Raw genomic sequence first — 19,873 nt, 5'->3', positions numbered from 1 at the left:
GGTGGGCATGGCCCACGGCGCGCCCACGGGTTGCCACCGTGCTGTTCGCGCGCAGTGATCGCCGGCGTGCGCGGCTTGTCCCGCCTGCGCCGGGCGCGGGCACCTTGTATGTTTCTAGTCATGGTCGAGGTGGCGAAGCTTTCCGGGGTTGGCGTGCGACGTGGCAAGGCGAAGCTGCTCGACGATGTGAACCTCACGATCAATGAGGGCGACCGTTGGGTGGTGATGGGCCCCAACGGTGCCGGCAAGACGACGCTGCTGTCGCTGCTGTCCGCCCAGAACCATCCCTCCGAGGGGACCGTCGAACTGCTCGGCGAGCGGATGGGCCGGGTCGATGTCTTCGAGTTGAGGCCCCGTATCGGGCTGAGCAGTTCGTCGCTGGCCGAGCGCATTCCGCGCAACGAGACCGTTGAGAACGTGGTGGTGTCCGCCTCCTATGCCGTGGTGGGACGCTGGCGTGAGCAGTATGACGAGCTCGACTTCCAGCGTGCCCACGAGTTGATGAGGTTGTTCGCCGTCGAGGGGCTGGCACAGCGCACCTTCGGCACCCTCAGCGAGGGGGAGCGCAAGCGGGTGGAGATCGCCCGCGCGCTGATGACCGACCCGGAACTGCTCCTGTTGGACGAGCCCGGCGCGGGACTCGACCTGGGTGGCCGTGAACACCTGGTGGCCACCTTGTCCATGCTGTGCCAGGATCCCGATTCCCCGGCCATCGTCCTGGTCGCCCACCACGTCGAGCAGGTTCCGGCGGGCATCACCCATGCACTGTTGCTCGACCATGGCCACGTGGTGGCCCAGGGGCCGATCAACCAGGTGTTCACCGACGAGATCATGTCGGCCACCTTCGGCCTGCCGCTCCAGATCAACCAGCTTCCCGACGGACGCTGGGCGGCGCGCGCCAGGCTGAACTACTGAGGCGCGATCGCCCGTCGCGACGCCAACCGGCGCCCTGTGATCCCGGGCCAATCGGACGGCCGGGGCCCTGCGACCACGAGCTCAATCCTCGGCGGGCTCGGGTCCCACGCCCCGCCCGGGGGCCTCATGCCATGCCTCGTCCTTGCGCGCATACCGCCCGGCGATCACCCCGCAGGCGATCAACTGCACCATGTGGAAGATCATCAGCGGCAACACCAACAGCGGCACGATCGACGGGGCGAACAACACCGAGGCCATCGGCACGCCGGTGGCGAGAGACTTCTTGGTGCCGCAGAACTGAATCGCGATCTGGTCCTTGCGGTTGAAGCCGAGGCGGCCGGGCAACCACCAGGTGAACCACAGCATGAAGGCCAGGATCGCGAACAGGATCGGCAGCAGGCGCCCGATGTCGGCCAACGCGACCGTGTGCCAGATCCCCTCGTTCATGCCGTCGGAGAAGGCGTTGTAGACCACCGTGATGATGCTGAGCTGGTCGACGTACTTCAGCCGGGGATGGCCCAGCACGAAACCCGCCGTCCACCGGCGGGTGAGCTGGCCCAGCACGAAGGGCAACAGCAACTGCACGCACAGGTCAAGGATCGACTGGGCATGGATCACCAGGCCGCCGGTGCTCATCACGAACATCGCCAGCAGCGGGGTGAGGATCACGCCCAGGATGTTCGATGCCGAGGCGGACACGATGGCGCCGGCCACGTTGCCGCGGGCGATGGAGGTGAAGTTGATGGAGCTCTGCACGGTGGAGGGCAGGATCGACAGCCACAGCACCCCGGCCACCAGGGCCGGCGTCAGCACGTGGGTCAGGATCGGGTGGATCGCAAAGACCACGAGCGGGAACACGGCGAAGGTGAACGCCAGGATCAGCAGGTGCAACCGCCAGTGCTTCAGGCCCGCCATGGCCTCGCGCGGTTCCAGGCGCACCCCGTACAGGTAGAACAGGATGAAGATGAGCACCTTGGTGGCACCATCGAGCACGACGCTGCCACCACCGCGCACCGGGAAGATCGAGGCCATGATGGCCGAGATGCAGATGGCGGTGACGAACCAGTCGATGCGGATGCGACGGAACCAGGGCTTGCCCGGCCCGCGCTGCTCATGCCTGCTCACGGGCACATTCTAGGGAGATCGGCCCTGCCGTGGCCCGGTCCGGCGCATCGGCCCGGGAACCCCCTGGCCGCGGAGGTCGATGGGGGCCGTTCATCCGTGGCGTCGCGGCGCCCGGTGTGTGGCGCGACTAGCCTTACCGGGTGGCCACGCTGATCCAGATCGATGACGCCCATGACGAGCGCCTGGGTGATTTCGTCAGATTGCGGGACGTGAACCTGCGCAAGTCCCTGGAGGCCGAGCACGGGTTGTTCATTGCCGAGGGCGACAAGATCATCCATCGGGCCGCTCAGGCCGGCTACCAGCCGCGGTCCTTCCTCCTGGCGCCGCGCTGGATCGACGGGCTGCGCGATGTGCTGGATGCCACCGATGCGCCGGTCTACGTGGTGAGTGAGGACCTGGCCGAACAGATCACCGGCTTCCACGTGCATCGCGGCGCGCTGGCCTCGTTCAAGCGGATCATCGCCTGGTCGATGCACGACCTGCTGGCCATGGATCGGCTGGTCGTGTGCGAGGACATCGTGGACCACACCAACGTGGGGGCGATCATCCGCTGTGCAGCGGGTCTGGGGTGGGACGGGGTCCTGCTCGCGCCCAGGGCTGCCGATCCGCTCTACCGACGCGCCATCAAGACCAGCATGGGGTCGGTGTTCTCGATGCCCTGGGCGCGCATGGACGACTGGCGGGACGGTCTGGCCACCCTGCAACGGGCCGGCTTCACGGTGGCCGCCCTGGCCCTGCGTGACGACGCCGTGGGGCTCGACGAGTTCGCCGCCCGGATGCGCGCCCGGCCCGGGAAGCTGGCGATCCTGATGGGTACTGAGGGTGCCGGCCTGTCCGGGCACTGGATCAGCCAGGCCGATGCCGCAGTACGCATCCCCATGGCACACGGCATCGACTCGCTCAATGTCGCGGCAGCGGCCGCGGTCGCCTGCTACGCGCTGCGCCCCTGAACGTCGCGGCGCACGGGCGATGCCGCGATCGGGTCATTCAGTGGGAGTGACCGGCTCGGTCGGCACCTGACTGGGAGCGATCTTCGGGTGCACCGGCCAGTCGGCGGGATACAGCGGGGCGAGCTCTTCCTTCTCCTGGTCCAGCCGGCGTCGCGCCCGCTTCGAGAGTCGGTCGCCGAAGACGGTGCCGTGCAGGTGATCGGTTTCATGCTGCAGGCAGCGTGCCAACAATCCCGTTCCCTCAACGCGCACCGGGGCCCCCGTCTCGTCCTGGCCCTCACAGACGGCGAAGTCCGGGCGTGCCAACGACTGGTAGGCACCCGGCCAGGACAGGCAACCCTCCTGCGCCGACACCAGGTGGCGGTCCTTGCCCTCCGGCAGGGTGACGACGGGATTGCACATCACGCCGTAGACGAGCTTGTCGTGGATATCGGGGCAGTTGAAGACGAACAGGGCCAGGTCGCTGTCCACCTGCGGGGCGGCCAGGCCCACGCCATCGGCAGCGGCCATCGTCTTGAACATGTCCGCGATCAGCTGCGCCAAGGTGTCGTCGAAAGTGGTCACCGGACGCGTCTGGCTCCGCATGATCGACTCATCCCAGCGGGTGATTCGCAGCACCTTGCCATTGACTGCCCACTCGGCCGGGCTCTTCATAGTCTCTCCTCGTAGCTCTTGCTCATCGCCTGCTCATCGCCGCTGATCGCGACCGCCGTCCCCGGATCGTCCACGGGATCCTGTGGACCACCGCGGATCGATCCGATCGGCCGGCGCGGGACACTCCCGGCGCACCAGCAACAATTTATACTCAACCAGATGGATGACGCGGGAAGGATGCCGACCGGATGGGTCCGGGACGCCGGCCTGTTCGCCGACTACCTGCGCCTCCAACGTCGTCGCTCGGCCAACACCGAACGGGCCTATCTCACCGACCTCAGGGAGCTGGCGCTGTTCCTGCAGGGCAGGGGAGTCCACGATCCGGATCACGTGCGACTCACGGACCTGCGCCGCTGGTTGGCCTCCCAGCAGGCGAGCGAGGCCCCTGCCACGGTGGCGCGCCGCGCCGGCACCGCCCGGGTCTTCTTCGGCTGGGCCCGCGAGACCGGCCGCCTCGGCACCGACCCCGCCGCCGGACTGCGTTCCCCCAAGCTGGGACGTCGCCTGCCCCAGACCCTCACCCAGACCGAGGTGCGTGAGCTGATGGACGCGGCGGCTGCCGCCGCTGCCGAGGCCGGTGGGGTCCGTGGCCTGCGCGATGTCGCCATCCTCGAGACGCTGTACGGCTCGGGCCTGCGGGTCAGCGAGCTGTGTGGCCTCGATGTGGGCGACCTCGACGAGGCCCGGGGCCTGGTGCGGGTGATCGGAAAGGGGGACAAGGAGCGGATCGTGCCGCTGGGGCTGCCCGGACTCAGGGCCATCGAAGCCTGGCGCGCGGTACGCGACCAGTGGGTCGCACCCGCATCGGCCAATGCGCTGTTCCTGGGCACGCGGGGAGGGCGCATCAACCAGCGGGTCGTGCGCCGGGTGGTGCATGAGTCGATGCGTGCGGTTCCCGAGGCCCCCGATATCGGACCCCACGGATTGCGCCACGCCATGGCCACCCACCTGCTCGAGGGGGGAGCCGACCTGCGCAGCGTGCAGGAGATGCTGGGCCATGCCTCGCTGAGCACCACGCAGATCTACACCCATGTGAGCGACGAACGAGTTCGTGCGGCGTACAAGCAGGCCTTTCCCCGGGCCTGATGCCCCGCTGGCCGCGGGGCCCGATAGCCATCGTCGGGCCCACCTACAGGAATGGACGCGGATCCACCGCGCGTCCGGCCGTATAGGTCGAGAAGTGCAGGTGGCAACCGGTGGACAGTCCGGTGGTGCCCACCAGCCCGATCACCTGGCCCGCCTGCACCCGGTCCCCGACCCGCACCAGGCCCACACCCGCATCGGCCATGTGGTTGTAGGAGCTGGCCGCCGCCACGTGGGGTTGCCCGCCGTGGTCGATCTCAACCCGGTTCCCGAACCCGCTCATCACCGAGGAATAGCGCACCGTGCCCGCCCAGGCGGCCCTCACCGGTGCGCCACAGGGGGCACCGATATCGAGCCCATCGTGCACCTCGGTGGTGCCGAGCACCGGATTGGTCCGTGACCCGAACGGCGAGGTGAGTGGGCCATCGGCCGGCATCACCGCGGTTCCGGAGGGACTCAGGATCTGGACCCCCGCCTCCATCAGCCCGGACCAGCCTTCAGGAACCGGGCGCTTCACCGTCGTGCCGCCGGCCAGCAGCCTCACCCGGCCCTCCGCACGCCCCGACAGCCATTCCATCGGGTCCAGGTATTCCTTGCCGCGCAACAGCCCCCAATGCAGGCTCGTGGTGGGGCCATGGCCCGACAGCAGCGTGCCGATCACCTGTCCCACCGCCACGCGCTCACCCTTGCGCACCTGCGGATCCACGGGCTGGTAGGTGGTGCGCAGGCCATCCGCATGGGTCACCGACACGGTCCGCACGCCGGCGATCGTGCCGACATGACTGATCGTGCCCGCGGCGGCCGCACGCACCGGGGTTCCCTCGCTGGCTGACAGGTCAACTCCTCGATGGCCCGCTGACCAGGCCTTGTCCGGCGCCCGGAAATCGCGGCTCACGGGACCATCGAGCGGTAGCAGCTGACGCAGTTCGCCATCGACCTGTTGGGCCCAGGCCCCCACCGGGCACATCAGCGCCAGGCATGTCAGCAGGCAGACGAGCAGGGTGCGCACCGCAGCCCGGGGGGGCCCGAGCGGGTGGCCCGCGCAGGCACGGCGTCGCATCCCGGTGATCCGTAGGGCCCGGGCCTGCTCCACGGTGCGGGTGGAGGGGCCGCCGCGGCCAGCGGGGTCACGATGCCGCCCCGGACGGTGCCGTCCCTCATGGTGCTCGGTAGAGAGCTCGTCGAGGGAGCGGTAATCGGCTGAGCGGCGGTCGGCAGATGAGTGGTCCATGCCTGCACCGTGGTTGCCGCGCCGTGGAAATACCGGTGCCGGGGGAATTGTGGATAACTGCCTGCGGGTGGCGCCACCGTGTGCATCCGGGTGGCAGTTTGGTGACTTTGTCGACGCACCCATAAACTGGTGGGAGCAGTCCGCGTCCGCGGGCTGACTTCGCATGCGCGCAGGCGGTCCCTCATCGCAGGGGTCGTGCGTCGTGGCGCGGTCCCCGATCCGTCGGGGTGCCACGGGGCGCGCGCATCAGGGGCATCGGTTCGCCGATGCCGGTAACCATGAAAGGAACGACCATGGCCGTCGTTACTACGCGTCAGCTGCTCGAGAGCGGTGTCCACTTCGGACACCAGACCCGCCGTTGGAATCCGAAGATGAAGCGCTTCATCTTCAACGAGCGCAATGGCATCTACATCATTGACCTTCGTCAGTCGCTCACCTACATCGACAAGGCCTACGCCTTCGTCAAGGACACCGTCGCCAAGGGCGGCCAGGTGCTGTTCGTGGGCACGAAGAAGCAGGCCCAGGAGGCCGTCGTCGAGCAGGCCAGCCGTGTCGGCATGCCCTACGTCGATCAGCGTTGGCTGGGCGGAATGCTCACCAACTTCCAGACCATCAGCAAGCGCATCGCGCGGCTGAAGGAACTTGAGGCCATGGACCTCGAGACCGTCCAGCCCGGTGGATTCACCAAGAAGGAACTCCTCGGCTTCTCGCGCGAGAAGACCAAGCTGGAGAAGTCGCTGGGTGGTATCCGCGACATGGCCAAGGTCCCGCAGGCCGTCTGGATCATTGACACCAACAAGGAGCACCTGGCCGTCGACGAGGCGCGCAAGCTGCACATCCCGGTGGTCGCCATCCTGGACACCAACTGTGACCCCGATGAGGTCGACTACCCGATTCCGGGCAATGACGACGCCATTCGCTCGGTTGCGCTGCTCACCCGCATCATCGCCGACGCCTGCGCCGAGGGACTCGTGGCCCGCCAGGCCAAGAACCAGGCCGACGGCACCGAGGGTGCCGCCGCCGAGCCGATGGCCGAGTGGGAGAAGGAACTGCTGGAGTCGGGCGAAAAGGCCGAGAAGACCGAGCAGACCGACGAGCAGGCCGGCGAGCTCAACGCCGAGGTGACCGATGCGGTGCAGGCCGAGGACGCCAAGGAGGCCGAGAAGGCCGCCGAGGCCCCCAAGCCCGCCGCGGCGACGCCCGCCCCTGAGGCCCCCAAGCCTGCCGAGGCAGCCCCCGCCACCGAGGAAAAGCCCGCCCAGGCCAACTGAGCAACCAGTCATCGACATCACCAGGAACGGATGTACATATGGCAATCAAAGCCACTGATGTGAAGAAGCTGCGCGACGCCACCGGCGCCGGCATGATGGACGCCAAGAAGGCGCTCACCGAGGCCGAGGGCGACTTCGAGAAGGCCACCGAGCTGCTCCGCGTGAGCGGTGCGGCCAAGGCCGCGAAGCGCTCCGATCGTGAGGCCGCCAACGGCCTGGTCGCTGCCGCCGGCAACGCGCTGATCCAGCTCGCCTCCGAGACCGACTTCGTGGCGAAGAACGCCGAGTTCATCGCGCTGGGCGACCAGATCGCCAAGGCCGTTGACGAGGCCGCCGCCGCCAGCCTCGATGAGGCCCTGGCCATCACGCTGCCCGATGGCCGCACGATCCAGCAGGCCGTGGCCGACATGGCCGCCAAGATCGGCGAGAAGATCGAACTCGCCCACGCGGCGTACGTGCCCGGCACGATCGACGTCTACCTGCACCGCCGCGATCCCGACCTGCCCCCGCAGGTTGGCGTCATTGTCGCGGTGGAGGGTGACGACGAGGACTTCGTGCACTCGGTCGCGCTCCAGATCGCCTCGATGAACCCGAGCTACCTTTCCCCCGAGGACGTCCCCGCCGACATCGTCGAGCGCGAGCGTCGCATTGCCGAGGAGACGGCCCAGGAAGAGGGCAAGCCCGAGAAGATCATTCCCCGTATCGTCGAAGGGCGCCTGAAGTCCTTCTACAAGGAGGAGTGCCTGCTCGAGCAGCCCGAAATCAACGATGAGAAGAAGACCGTTGGTCAGCTGGCCAAGGAGCACGGCGTGAAGATCCTGGCGTTCGAGCGGTTCGCCACCGGCGCCTGAGCAGGCCTGATCGATCGGGCCCGCCCGATCGCCCGGCTTTAATCACTGACAAGACCCCTTCCGGAAAACCGGGAGGGGTCTTGTCAGTGGGCCCGTCCGGCAGGCGCGCCCGGGCCCGCTGCCGGTAGAGTGTCGTGTGCACGACTGTGCGGTGCCCAACCAGGAGGACGACGTGGCCGAACCATTCCATCGCGTATTGCTCAAGCTCTCGGGCGAGGCATTCGGCAATGGAGGTCTGGGCGTCGACCCCGTGACCGTCAATGCGATTGCCAAGCAGATCGTCAAGGTCACCGAAGCCGGCACCCAGGTGGCCATCGTGGTCGGCGGTGGGAACTACTTCCGCGGTGTTGAGCTGCAGAAGGGCGGCATGGACCGCGATCGCGCCGACTACATGGGCATGCTCGGCACCGTGATGAATTCGCTGGCCCTCCAGGACTTCTGCGAGAAGGAGGGAGTGGCCACACGGGTGCAGACCGCCATCACGATGGGGCAGGTCGCCGAGCCCTATATTCCGCGCCGCGCCGAGCGCCACCTCGAAAAGGGACGGGTCGTCATCTTCGGGGCCGGATCCGGAATGCCCTATTTCTCCACCGACACCGTCGCCGCCCAGCGCGCGCTGGAGATCGGCGCCGAGGTCCTGCTGATGGCCAAGAACGGTGTCGAAGGGGTGTACGACTCAGATCCCCGCACGAACGCCGATGCGCACCTCTACGACGACTTGTCCTACGACGAGTTCCTGGCCAAGGACCTCAAGGTGGCCGACGCCACTGCGGTCAGCCTGGCCCGCGACAACCAGCTGAACATGATCTTCTTCAACATGGACGACCCCGACAACATCATGAGGGCCGTGCGGGGGGAGAAGATCGGCACGCTCGTGCATTACTGACACGCCACCATGGGCCCTGTGTCCCATGGAGTGCGGCCATCAGCCATATTCGTTGTTCTCAAGGGAGTAGAAGTGACAAGCGACATCATCAAGAGCGCCGAGAAGAAGATGCAGGGGGCCATCGACTTCGCCAAGGAGGACTTCTCCGGCGTGCGCACCGGCCGGGCGAACCCGGCGATGTTCGAAAAGCTCGAGGCCGAGTACTACGGCGTCCCCACCCCGATCCAGCAGCTGGCCAGTTTCAGCTCGCCCGACCCGCGCACCATGCTCATCACCCCCTACGACAAGGGGGCACTGGGAGCCATCGAGAAGGCGGTGCGCGACTCCGATCTGGGCGTCAATCCGGCCAGTGACGGCAATGCCATCCGCGCCGTGCTGCCCGAGCTCACCGAGGAGCGCCGCAAGGAATACATCAAGATCGTGCGCACCAAGGCCGAGGACGCCAAGATCGCCATTCGCGGGCACCGTCGCCGCGGGATGGACGCCATCAAGGCCCAGGAGAAGGACAAGGAGATCGGCGAGGACGACGCGCGCGTCTCCGAGAAGCAGCTGGACGCGGTGACCAAGAAGTACACCGAGTTGGTCGACGAGCTGCTCAAGGCCAAAGAGGCCGAATTGCTGGCTGTCTGAGGTAGACGGTGTCGGCGGCCAAGCGCAGCCCCGGGCGCAATCTGCCGGCGGCCATCACCACCGGGGTGATCCTCGGTGCGGTGGTCGTCGCCACCCTGCTGTGGTGGAACTGGGGCTTCGCCCTGTTCGTGGCGCTCGCGCTGGCCCTGGGCGTCTGGGAGGTCTGCAACGCCCTCGAGAAGCTGGACATGCACCCGGCGCGCTGGCCCATTCTGGTGGGCACGCCCATCGTGATGATTGGCTCCTATGCCGTGGGTCAGGGGTCCGGCGAACCGGAGAGCGCCCTGGGATTCATCGTGGGCGGGCTTGCGCTCATGGTCATCGTCGCCCTGTTCTGGCGCATTCCCCGCGGCACGCAGGACTTCGTGCGCGACGCAGCGGCAAGCCTGTTCGTCATCGGCTATCTGCCGCTGCTGGGCTCCACGGTGGCCCTCATGTTGGCGGGCAGCAGCGGGGTGGCACGCATCTTCTGCTTCCTGTTGGCACCCATCGCGTCCGACACCGGTGCCTATGTGGTCGGGGTGTTGTTCGGCAAGCACAAGATGGCGCCCAGGATCTCCCCGGCCAAGAGCTGGGAGGGCTTCGCCGGAGGCATCGTGACAGCCATGGTGCTGTGCGCGCTGGCCGTGCACGGATTGCTGCACGCCCCGGCCTGGGTGGGCCTGCTGCTGGGCCTGGTCGCGGGCTGCTGCGGCGTCGTGGGCGATCTGGTCGAATCGGCGATCAAGCGCGATGCCGGCATCAAGGACATGAGTCATGTGCTGCCCGGCCACGGTGGCGTCATGGATCGGCTCGACTCCCTGCTCGCTGCCGCGCCCGCCGCTTGGCTCGTGATGTACGTTTTGATCGTGTGAGTACTGTGCAGAGCGCCCGAACCATTGACGAGATCATGTCGACCGGTCCGGGGCGACGTCCCCCCAAGCACTGGATGGACCTGGGCGTCGATGAGCGCATCGAGGCGGTCAGGGCACTCGGACTGCCGGCCTTCCGCGCCAAGCAGATTTCCACGCATTGGTTCAGCAGGTGCGAGCACGACCCGCGCCAGTGGACTGACCTGCCGGCTGCCGTCCGCGACGAGGTCGCCGACAAATTGTTCCCCCAGCTCCTCACCCCGGTGCAGGCATTGAGCGCCGACCACGGGCGCACCGTCAAGGTCGCCTGGCAGCTGCACGATGGTTCGTTGGTCGAATCGGTGCTGATGCGCTATCCGCACCGCACCACGATCTGCATCAGTTCGGAGGCGGGCTGCGCGATGAATTGCCCCTTCTGTGCCACCGGCCAGGGCGGCCTGCAGCGCAACCTGTCCGCCGCCGAGATCGTCGGGCAGGTACTGGATGGCGCCCGTCGCCTCGCGAACGGGGAGATTCCCGGGGGCCCCGGACGCATCAACAATGTCGTGTTCATGGGGATGGGGGAGCCCATGGCGAACTTCAAGGCCGTGCTGGGCGCAGTCCGCGAGATCACGCGCCCCGAGCCCGATGGGCTGGGCATCTCGGCGCGCGGGGTCACCGTGTCCACCATTGGGATGGTTCCGCGCATCAATGAGCTGTCCGACACCGGGATCCCGGCGACCCTGGCCATTTCCCTGCACGCCCCCGACGATGAGCTGCGCGACGAGCTCGTGCCGCTCAACAAGCACTTCAACATCGATGCCGTGCTGGACGCGGCCTGGGCCTATGCCGAGAACACCAAGCGGCGCGTGTCCATCGAATATGCCCTCATCAAGGACATCAACGACCAGTCCTGGCGTGCCGACCTGCTGGCGCGCCGCCTCAAGGAACGCGGCGACTGGGGCTGGTGCCATGTCAACCTCATTCCGCTGAATCCCACCCCGGGATCGAAGTGGACGGCCTCCCGGCGTGAGGACGAGGAGGCCTTCGTCAGGCACCTGGAGAACCATCACGTGCCCGTGACGGTCCGCGACACCCGCGGCCGCGAGATCGACGGGGCCTGTGGTCAGTTGGCCGCCGCCGTCAAGGCGCGCTGAGCATCCGGGGAGCCGTGGCGGCAGGCCCGCCACACCGGCCGCACCGCGTTTGGGCACCGCCCGATGGGCGATGGGCCATAATCGGCGTGTGCGTGATGTTGTGCTTCTTGGCAGTACCGGATCGATCGGAACGCAGACCTGTGAGGTGATCGACCCCCGCCGCGACAGTTTCCGGATCACCGGATTGTCGGCGGGTGGTGCCCACGTGGCGCTGTTGGCCCAGCAGGCCGTCCAGTTCGAGGTGCCGGTCGTGGGAATCGCCGAGGCGGGCCACGAGGAGGAGTTCTGGCATGCCTTCGAGGCAGCCGGGGGAACGCGTCGCCCGAAGTTGATCTCCGGCGAATCGGCCAACCAGGAACTCGCGGCGATGAAGACCGACGTGGTGCTCAATGCGATCACGGGGGCGGCCGGACTGCATGCCACGCTCACCACGCTGGAAGCCGGCACGACCCTGGCCCTGGCCAACAAGGAATCGTTGGTGATCGGCGGGACGCTCGTCACGCAGGCGGCCCGGCCCGGCCAGCTCGTCGCCGTCGACTCCGAGCATTCCGCCTTTGCGCAATGCCTGCGTGGGGGAGGTTCCCGGGAGGTCCGTAGCCTGATGCTCACCGCGTCCGGCGGGCCCTTCCGTGGACGCACCCGCGACGAGCTGCGCAGCGTGACCCCCGAGCAGGCCCTGGCCCATCCCACCTGGCACATGGGCAGGGTGATCACCATCAACTCGGCCACGCTGGTCAACAAGGGCCTCGAGCTCATCGAGGCGGCGCTGCTGTACGACGTCGACTATGACGCGATCAACGTGGTGGTCCATCCCCAGTCGATGGTGCACTCCGGTGTGGAGTTCTTCGACGGCGCCACCATCATGCAGGCCTCGCCCCCCGATATGCGCCTGCCCATCGGGCTTGCGCTCACCTGGCCGGCCCGCATGAAGGATGCTGCCCTGGGTTGCGACTGGACCAGGGCTGCCCAGTGGAGCTTCGAGCCATTGGACACCGACACCTTCCCGGCCCCTGAGATGGCACGGCGCGCAGGCAAGGCCGGCGGCACGGCCCCGGCAGTGTTCAATGGCGCCAACGAGGTGTGCGTCGAGGCCTTCCTCAGCGGGCTCATCGGCTTCCTGGACATCACCGACAACATCGCCAAGGTGCTCCACGAGCACCATGCGAAACCTCGCATCGGGGAATTGAGCGTGCAGGACGTCCTGGCTGCCGACGCCTGGGCGCGCGACAGGGCACGTGCCTACTGCGGCGTCAACGACGCCTGATCACCCGGCCCGCCGGTACCGGCCCGGGCGCCGACCCCGGTCCGCAGCCGGGGGACGACTATTCTTGAATCCATGGCTGACAGCGGCATGACCAACCAGGCGACGGACTCCGGGGAGTTCACGCGTCCCCCCACCGGGGTGCTCGCTCCCCGACGCAGGACCCGCAAGATTCGCGTTGGCAAGGTCTTCATCGGTGGCGACGCCCCGATCTCGGTGCAGTCCATGACCAATACGCTCACCGCCGATGTCAATGCCACGCTGCAGCAGATCGCCAAGCTCACCGCGGCGGGATGCGACATCGTGCGCGTGGCCGTGCCCAGCCAGGATGACGTGGATGCGCTCCCCGCCATCGCCAGCCGCTCGCAGATCCCGGTGGTGGCCGACATCCACTTCAACCCGAAGTACGTGATCGCGGCCATCGAGGCCGGCTGTGCGGCCGTGCGCGTCAATCCGGGCAATATCAAGGCCTTCGACAACAAGATCGCCGAGATCGCCAGGTCGGCCACCGAACACGGCACCGGCCTGCGCATCGGCATCAATGCCGGTTCGCTGGACAAGCGGTTGCACCGGCTGTACGAAACCGACCCGGCCGGCGCACTCGTGCAGTCGGCCCTCAACGAGGCCCGGCTCTTCGAGGATGTCGGCTTCCGCGACTTTGCCATCTCCGTGAAGCACCATGATCCCGTCATCATGGTGGAGGCATACCGTCGCCTGTCCCAGGCCTGCGATTACCCCCTGCACCTGGGTGTCACCGAGGCCGGGCCGGCGTTCCAGGGCACCATCAAGTCGTCGGTGGCCTTCGGGGCGCTGCTCGCCGAGGGCATCGGGGACACGATTCGCGTGTCGCTGTCGGCTGATCCGGTGCAGGAGGTGAAGGTGGGGGTCAAGATCCTGGAGGCCCTGAACCTTCGTCCCCGCCAGTTCGAGATCGTCAGCTGTCCCAGTTGCGGACGCGCCCAGGTGGACGTCTACACGCTGGCCGAGCAGGTCACCGAGGCCATGAAGGACATGACCATCCCGATTCGGGTTGCCGTCATGGGCTGCGTGGTCAACGGACCCGGGGAGGCCCGCGAGGCCGACCTGGGGGTTGCCTCGGGCAATGGCAAGGGACAGATCATCGTCAAGGGCAAGGTGATCAAGACGGTGCCGGAGGACGCCATCGTCGAAACGCTCATCGAGGAAGCGAACAAGATCGCTGCGGACTTCCCCGAGCAGGGCACACCCCAGGTGCTCGTCTGAGGGGCACGTCCCCTCCGGTCCGATGGGCCCCTGGCAGTGCTCCCCACAAGGCAGCAATGTTCCCCACAAGGCAGCAATGTGCCCCACATGGTAATGGTGAGATCAGTGACGACGCAGGGACGGCGGAGGTAGCGAGCTGATGAGTGGTGTCGTGCGCGTCCTGGGACCCCAGGACCTTCCCCGCGCCCGTGCGCTGCTGGACCGCAACCCGCTGGAGAACCTGTTCGTCAATGCCCGCCTCGACATGGGTGGGCTGGAGCGCAATCGCCCCGGGACCCGCGTGTGGGGATGGGAGAGCGATGGCGAACTCACCGCACTGTGCCATGCCGGCGCGAACCTGGTGTCCGTGGGGGCCGACGCCGAGGCATTGGACGCCTTCGCCGAGCAGCTCGGGCCACGGCGCATCTCGGCGTCCATCATGGGGGCCGCTGACCAGACCCGGGGCCTGTATGAACGGCTTGCGCAGCGATGGGGTGATGCCTGGGCCCATCCCCGCGAGATCCGGGCCCACCAGCCCCTGATGTCGGTCGACGGCATGTCCCTGATCGTTCCCGACGAACGCGTCCACCCGATCGCGCCGAGCCTGCTGCAGCCCTATCTGAGCGCCGCCGTGTCGATGTACACCGAGGAGGTCGGGGTGTCGCCCCTGGACGGCACCCGCGGCTACGAGAACTATGTGCACAGCCTCATCATGATGGGACGCGCCTTCGGTGCCTATGACGAGGCCCAGCGCAAGGTCTGGTTCAAGGCCGACATCGGGTGTGCCCACGAATGGGCCTGCCAGATCCAGGGCGTGTGGCTCGACCCCCTGCTCCGCGGACGTGGCCTGGCCAAACCCGCCATGGCGCAGGTCGTGCGCCTGTGCCTGCGCGCCTATCCCGTCGTGTCGCTGTACGTCAACGACTTCAACACCAGGGCCCGTCGCCTCTACGAGCGGGTCGGCTTCCGCACCGTCTCGGAACTGGCCACCGTCCTGTACTGACCCGGGTCGTCCGCGGTGTCCGGCCGGGTCGGGCGTCGGCAACTGCCCCGCGCCGCTCACACTAGGATTGTGCGGGCACGCACCATGATTGGGCGCGCCAGCAGCTTTCGGAAAGGCATCTCCTTCGTGATTACCCGCATGAGCAAGCTCTTCGTCCGCACGCTTCGTGACGACCCCGCGGCGGCGGAGATCCCCAGCCACCGCTTCCTGGTGCGTGCCGGCTACATCCGCCGTGTCGCGCCGGGCATCTATTCCTGGCTGCCGCTGGGCCTGAAGGTGCTGCAACGCGTGGAGAACATCGTGCGTGAGGAGATGGACGCCATGGGCGGCCAGGAAGTGCTCCTTCCGGCGCTGCTTCCCCGTGAGCCCTATGAGATCTCGAATCGGTGGGCGGAGTATGGCCCCAACCTGTTCCGCCTGGTTGATCGCAAGGGTGCCGACATGTTGCTCGGACCCACCCATGAAGAGATGTTCACCCTGCTGGTGAAGGACCTGTACTCGTCGTACAAGGACCTGCCGGTGATCCTGTACCAGATCCAGACCAAGTACCGCGATGAGGCGCGTCCGCGCGCCGGCATCCTGCGTGGCCGCGAGTTCGTCATGAAGGACTCCTATTCCTTCGACGTCGACGATGAGGGCCTGGACGCCAGCTACCTGAAGCATCGCGACGCCTATATCCGCATCTTCGACCGGCTCGGCTTCGAGTACGTCATCGTCAAGGCCAATGCCGGCGCCATGGGCGGCTCGGCCTCCGAGGAGTTCCTGGCGCTGTCCGAGAACGGCGAGGACACCTTCGTGCGGTCCGCCGGCGGCTACGCGGCCAACGTCGAGGCTGTCACCGTCCCGGTCCCCGATCCGATCGACTTCACCGATGCGCCGCCGGCGCGGGTCGTCGACACCCCCGATGTGCCGACCATCGACACCCTCGTCGCCCTGCTCAACGAGCGCTATCCACGCGAGGACCGCGCCTGGCAGGCCGGCGACACCCTGAAGAACGTCGTCTTCATGACCGTGGCCCCTGACGGCACCCGCGCCCCGCTGGTGATCGGGTTGCCCGGCGACCGCGACGTTGACCCCGATCGACTCGCGGTGGCCGTGGAGCCCTCGGTGATCGAGCCCTTCGAGGACGAGGACTTCAAGCGCTATCCCGGCCTTGTCAAGGGCTACATCGGGCCCGTGCTGGACGGAGCGGCGCTGCTGGGCGAGAAGGCGAGCTCCGGCGTGCGCTATCTGCTCGATCCCCGCGTCGTCGCCGGCACCACCTGGGCCACCGGCGCGAACGTGGATCGCAAGCACGTGATCGGCCTGGTCGCCGGACGCGACTTCACCTCCGACGGCGTTGCCGATGTGGCCGACGTGCGCGAGGGCGACCCGGCCCCCGACAACTCCGGACCGCTGACCCTGGCCCGTGGCGTCGAGATGGGCCACATCTTCCAGCTCGGCCGCAAGTACGCCGAGTCCCTCGACCTCAAGGTGCTGGACAAGAACGGCAAGCTCGTCACCGTCACCATGGGGAGCTACGGCATCGGCGTGTCACGCGCGGTCGGCATGATCGCCGAATCCACCTGCGATGACAAGGGCCTGTGCTGGCCCGCCGAGGTGGCACCCTTCCAGGTGCAGATCGTGGCCACCGGCAAGGGCGGCGAGATCCTCGAGGCAGCCACCCGGATCGCCGAGCAGCTCGATGCCGCCGGCGTGCGGGTGCTGCTGGACGACCGCAAGGCCAGTCCCGGCGTGAAGTTCACCGACGCCGAGCTGCTCGGCATGCCGACCTCGTTGGTCGTGGGCCGTGGGCTTGCCGACGGGGTGGTGGAATTGCGTGACCGCAAGACCGGTTCAAAGCGCGAGGTCAGCGTGGAAGAGGCCGTCGACGAGGTGCTGACCGTGCTGGACCAGCTGAACTGAGCGTCCCCCGGGTGCCGCATCGCACCCGGGTCCCGGGGGCCGGGTGATGGTGGCGGCCTCAGACCCAACCCGGCCACCAGGCCAGGCCCACGCCGTGCTGCCCCGGCACCAAGCACTGGGCATCGATTCCGGCCATCGCGGAGCGGCGCCCATCGCTGTCCGCGTCGCTGGCTGCGGCCAGGCTGACCCATGCTGACAGCACGGCGGCCTCCAGCTCGCCCCAGATGGCGTCCCAGCTCGTGGGATTGGTGACATCACCGGGAAGCTCGTAGTCGATCGCCGGGCCCGCTGGCGTTGCGGATCCCGCGGTGATCTGCGCGGCCACCTGATTGCGCACATTGTCGACCGCCGTGCGTCGTTGCTTCATGTCGGTGCGCGCCCCACCCGAGCGTCCGATCATGGTTTCCAGGCCGTAGCGGAGCGCATCGATGCGGCTCAACAGTGCGGCCAGCCGGTCGTCGCGGCTGCCCACGGAGATCCCGGTGGGCACGGCCTGACCGGCGACGGGCGGCGTACCCGGGGAGGTGCCGTCCGGATGGGCGGCCAGGGTTGCCGCCCCCGCCGTGGAGAAGCAGTACAGCGACGCCCACAGCAGGGAACCGGGGCCCGTGGGTGCAGCCATGAGGGTCGAGCGGCAGTGGTCGGCCGCGGTGGCATAGCCGGCCGCGAGTTGGGCCAGCGCCCCGGCCGCATCCTGCGGGGGGACGGCCGTGGTGGCGGGCAGGTCGATGACGGGGGAGTCGTCGGCGTTCACCCCGCCCAGGGGATCAGCCCGCACCAGGGCGGTCAGGTGCTCCCGGTGGGCAGTCGTTGCCCCGGAACACCAGGCAGTCGTGGCGGTGCTGAGCCGCCAGGATTCCCCCTGCTGGGCGATGGTCCCGGTGAGCGTTGCCAGGGCCTGCTCGTCCAGGGCGGCAGTGCGCAGGGCGTCGGTCGCCGGTTTCAGGGAGCCCCGGGCCCGGGGCGCGTTGACGACGGGCGAGGGAGCACAACCGACCAATGCGACGGTCAGGGCCGCGAACAGGAAGGAACGACGAGTCGGCACCCGTCGACACTAGCGGCTGGGCGGCCCCTGCGCGGGAGCGCCTTCTGATGACCTGCGCGGGAGCGCGTTGTGGTGACGTGCGCGGGAGCGCGTTGTGGTGACGTGCGCGGGAGCGCGTTGTGGTGACGTGCGCGGGAGCGCCTCCCGATGGCCTGCGCGGGGATGTGGCCGGTGGGCCCCGGGCCGGTCCTTCGGCCGCGACGCGACGCCGGCGGGCGTCTATGCTGGTTGCTGCACAACAGAAGCGACAAACGTATGAGGAGCCGGTCATGACCGAATCGACGCTGATCGACCTACTGGATCCCATCGTCGCAGAGCACGGCCTGGAGATCGATGAGCTGAAGATCGTGCGGGCCGGGAAGCACTCGGTGTTGCGCATCAGCCTCGATGGCGACGGCAGCGAGGGGCACGGCCCCGACCTCGACCAGATCGCGGATGCCACGCGCGCCATCTCACACGCCCTCGATGAGGCCGAGGCCCCCAGCAACTCGCCCTACACCCTGGAAGTGAGCTCGCGTGGCGTCTCGGCACCCCTGACGCGCCCGGCCCATTGGCGGCGCAATGCCACTCGGCTGGTGGAGGTCACGCCGCTGGAGGGGGAGAAGTACACCGGGCGCATCACCAGCGCCGACGAAGACGGCGCTGAACTGGAGATCGACGGGCAGCCCCGTCACGTCGACTTCGGGCAGGTGCGCAGGGCAGTGGTGCAGATCGAGATGAACCGCAAGAGTCGGGAGGACTGACATGGATATCGACATGACCGCGCTGCGAGCGCTGGAACATGAGAAGGAAATCCCGCTGGATTACCTCGTGGGGACGCTGGAGGATGCCCTCCTCAACGCCTATGAGAAGACCGAACATCCCAAGCCCGGTGCCCATGTCGTGCTGAATCGTCGCACCGGCGAGGTGTCGGTGATGGTCCCCGAGGTGAACGACGAGGGCGAGTCCGTCGGCGAGTACGACGACACGCCCACTGACTTCGGACGCGTCGCCGCCTCCACTGCCCGCCAGGTGATCTTCCAGCGCCTGCGTGAGGCCGAGGACGAGCAGAAGTACGGCAAGTTCAGCGCCGTCGAGGGCGACGTGGTGATGGGCGTCGTGCAGCAGGACCGGGGTTCGAAGACGATCCGGGTCGACCTGGGCGACATCGAGGCCATCATGCCGCTGGCCGAGCAGGTGCCCGGTGAGGACTACAAGCACGGCACGCGACTGCGCGTCTACGTGGTGACGGTGCGCAAGGAGGCCCGCGGTCCCCAGGTGGTCGTGAGTCGGACGCACCCGAACCTGGTGAAGAAGCTCTTCGAGCTCGAGGTTCCCGAGATCGAGCAGGGCGTCGTCGAGGTCAAGGCGATCGCCCGCGAATCGGGCCACCGCACCAAGATCGCGGTCGTGTCACACAATCCGGATGTCTCGGCCAAGGGCGCCTGCATCGGCCCGATGGGCCAGCGGGTCGGTGCGGTGATGCGCGAGCTGAACGACGAGAAGATCGACATCATCGATTGGTCGGCCGATCCCGCCGAATTCGTGGCCAATGCCCTGAGCCCTGCCAAGGCGCTCAAGGTGACGGTGGTCGACGCCGGTGCGCGGGCTGCCCGGGTCATCGTGCCGGACTACCAGCTCAGCCTGGCGATCGGACGTGAGGGACAGAATGCACGGCTGGCGGCCCGGCTCACGGGCTGGCGCATCGACATCCGTCCCGATACCGCCCCTGATGTGCCGCCCGCCAATCCGGGGCGTCCACTGGAGGTTCCCGACGGTGCGCAGCAGGCCGAGACCGGGGCCGAGGGCCCCGCACAGTCCTGAGCCCTGCGGGTGGCGCCCCCGGACGACCCCATATTGGCCCACGACTGCACGT

At 67.8% G+C, this 19,873-nt stretch carries 19 protein-coding genes; 15 read left to right on the top strand and 4 right to left on the bottom strand.

Going from position 1 to position 19,873, the window contains the following annotated elements:
- The first annotated feature begins 120 nt into the window (after positions 1–120).
- Complete coding sequence (locus RM25_RS06930; protein WP_080774503.1) at positions 121–915, top strand: ABC transporter ATP-binding protein; 795 nt, start codon at positions 121–123, stop codon at positions 913–915.
- An 81-nt stretch (positions 916–996) separates the two neighbouring features.
- Here RM25_RS06930 and RM25_RS06925 read toward each other — a convergent pair whose 3' ends face one another.
- Positions 997–2,040: a bile acid:sodium symporter family protein gene (locus tag RM25_RS06925; protein WP_013161350.1), complete on the bottom strand. Its 1,044-nt coding sequence runs from the start codon at positions 2,038–2,040 to the stop codon at positions 997–999.
- 140 nt (positions 2,041–2,180) lie between these two features.
- On the opposite strand from RM25_RS06925, the gene RM25_RS06920 reads away from it, so the two are divergent.
- Complete coding sequence (locus tag RM25_RS06920; protein ID WP_013161349.1) at positions 2,181–2,990, top strand: TrmH family RNA methyltransferase; 810 nt, start codon at positions 2,181–2,183, stop codon at positions 2,988–2,990.
- A gap of 33 nt (positions 2,991–3,023) precedes the next feature.
- Here the strand turns inward: RM25_RS06920 and def are convergent, their stop codons facing one another.
- On the bottom strand, positions 3,024–3,644 hold the full coding sequence (gene def, locus RM25_RS06915; protein WP_013161348.1) for a peptide deformylase: 621 nt from the start codon (positions 3,642–3,644) through the stop codon (positions 3,024–3,026).
- 159 nt (positions 3,645–3,803) lie between these two features.
- On the opposite strand from def, the gene RM25_RS06910 reads away from it, so the two are divergent.
- Positions 3,804–4,730, top strand: a complete 927-nt coding sequence (locus RM25_RS06910) for a tyrosine recombinase XerC (protein ID WP_044636226.1) — start codon at positions 3,804–3,806, stop codon at positions 4,728–4,730.
- 43 nt (positions 4,731–4,773) lie between these two features.
- On the opposite strand, the gene RM25_RS12755 is transcribed toward RM25_RS06910, so the two are convergent.
- Positions 4,774–5,958, bottom strand: a complete 1,185-nt coding sequence (locus RM25_RS12755) for a peptidoglycan DD-metalloendopeptidase family protein (protein WP_081081459.1) — start codon at positions 5,956–5,958, stop codon at positions 4,774–4,776.
- Between the two features lie 293 nt (positions 5,959–6,251).
- On the opposite strand from RM25_RS12755, the gene rpsB reads away from it, so the two are divergent.
- The 10 genes from rpsB to RM25_RS06850 all read left to right on the top strand — a co-directional run bounded on the left by rpsB (position 6,252) and on the right by RM25_RS06850 (position 16,973).
- Positions 6,252–7,229 (top strand): 30S ribosomal protein S2, encoded by a 978-nt coding sequence (gene rpsB, locus RM25_RS06895; RefSeq protein WP_013161345.1) that lies wholly within the window; start codon positions 6,252–6,254, stop codon positions 7,227–7,229.
- Positions 7,230–7,267: 38 nt separating this feature from the next.
- A complete protein-coding gene (gene tsf, locus RM25_RS06890) occupies positions 7,268–8,080 on the top strand; it encodes a translation elongation factor Ts (protein WP_013161344.1) in 813 nt (270 codons plus the stop codon).
- 172 nt (positions 8,081–8,252) lie between these two features.
- Entirely contained in the window at positions 8,253–8,966 is a 714-nt protein-coding gene (pyrH, locus tag RM25_RS06885; protein WP_044636763.1) for a UMP kinase, read from the top strand.
- Between the two features lie 108 nt (positions 8,967–9,074).
- Positions 9,075–9,596: a ribosome recycling factor gene (gene frr / locus RM25_RS06880; protein WP_036942494.1), complete on the top strand. Its 522-nt coding sequence runs from the start codon at positions 9,075–9,077 to the stop codon at positions 9,594–9,596.
- Positions 9,597–9,604: 8 nt separating this feature from the next.
- Positions 9,605–10,450, top strand: a complete 846-nt coding sequence (locus tag RM25_RS06875; protein ID WP_013161341.1) for a phosphatidate cytidylyltransferase — start codon at positions 9,605–9,607, stop codon at positions 10,448–10,450.
- Between the two features lie 35 nt (positions 10,451–10,485).
- A complete protein-coding gene (rlmN, locus tag RM25_RS06870; protein WP_218915923.1) occupies positions 10,486–11,583 on the top strand; it encodes a dual-specificity RNA methyltransferase RlmN in 1,098 nt (365 codons plus the stop codon).
- An 88-nt stretch (positions 11,584–11,671) separates the two neighbouring features.
- Entirely contained in the window at positions 11,672–12,847 is a 1,176-nt protein-coding gene (dxr, locus tag RM25_RS06865; protein ID WP_013161339.1) for a 1-deoxy-D-xylulose-5-phosphate reductoisomerase, read from the top strand.
- 72 nt (positions 12,848–12,919) lie between these two features.
- Positions 12,920–14,086, top strand: a complete 1,167-nt coding sequence (gene ispG / locus RM25_RS06860; RefSeq protein WP_036942346.1) for a flavodoxin-dependent (E)-4-hydroxy-3-methylbut-2-enyl-diphosphate synthase — start codon at positions 12,920–12,922, stop codon at positions 14,084–14,086.
- Positions 14,087–14,225: 139 nt separating this feature from the next.
- Positions 14,226–15,068, top strand: coding sequence for a GNAT family N-acetyltransferase (locus RM25_RS06855; protein ID WP_044636223.1), 843 nt, complete (start codon positions 14,226–14,228; stop codon positions 15,066–15,068).
- A 126-nt stretch (positions 15,069–15,194) separates the two neighbouring features.
- Positions 15,195–16,973 (top strand): proline--tRNA ligase, encoded by a 1,779-nt coding sequence (locus tag RM25_RS06850; protein WP_048734551.1) that lies wholly within the window; start codon positions 15,195–15,197, stop codon positions 16,971–16,973.
- Between the two features lie 58 nt (positions 16,974–17,031).
- Here the strand turns inward: RM25_RS06850 and RM25_RS06845 are convergent, their stop codons facing one another.
- Positions 17,032–18,018, bottom strand: coding sequence for a DUF4439 domain-containing protein (locus tag RM25_RS06845; RefSeq protein WP_044636222.1), 987 nt, complete (start codon positions 18,016–18,018; stop codon positions 17,032–17,034).
- Between the two features lie 269 nt (positions 18,019–18,287).
- Between RM25_RS06845 and rimP the strand changes: the two genes are divergently transcribed.
- Complete coding sequence (gene rimP / locus RM25_RS06840) at positions 18,288–18,761, top strand: ribosome maturation factor RimP (protein WP_013161334.1); 474 nt, start codon at positions 18,288–18,290, stop codon at positions 18,759–18,761.
- A gap of 1 nt (position 18,762) precedes the next feature.
- The gene (gene nusA / locus RM25_RS06835) at positions 18,763–19,821 is read left to right on the top strand and encodes a transcription termination factor NusA (RefSeq protein WP_044636221.1); all 1,059 of its coding nucleotides are present in this window, start codon (positions 18,763–18,765) and stop codon (positions 19,819–19,821) included.
- Positions 19,822–19,873: the final 52 nt, after the last annotated feature.

The sequence above is a fragment of the Propionibacterium freudenreichii subsp. freudenreichii genome (genome assembly GCF_000940845.1).
Classification (GTDB): domain Bacteria; phylum Actinomycetota; class Actinomycetes; order Propionibacteriales; family Propionibacteriaceae; genus Propionibacterium; species Propionibacterium freudenreichii.
The sequence above is the reverse complement of the archived record's forward strand: the minus strand, read 5'-3'. Positions and strand labels throughout refer to the sequence as shown.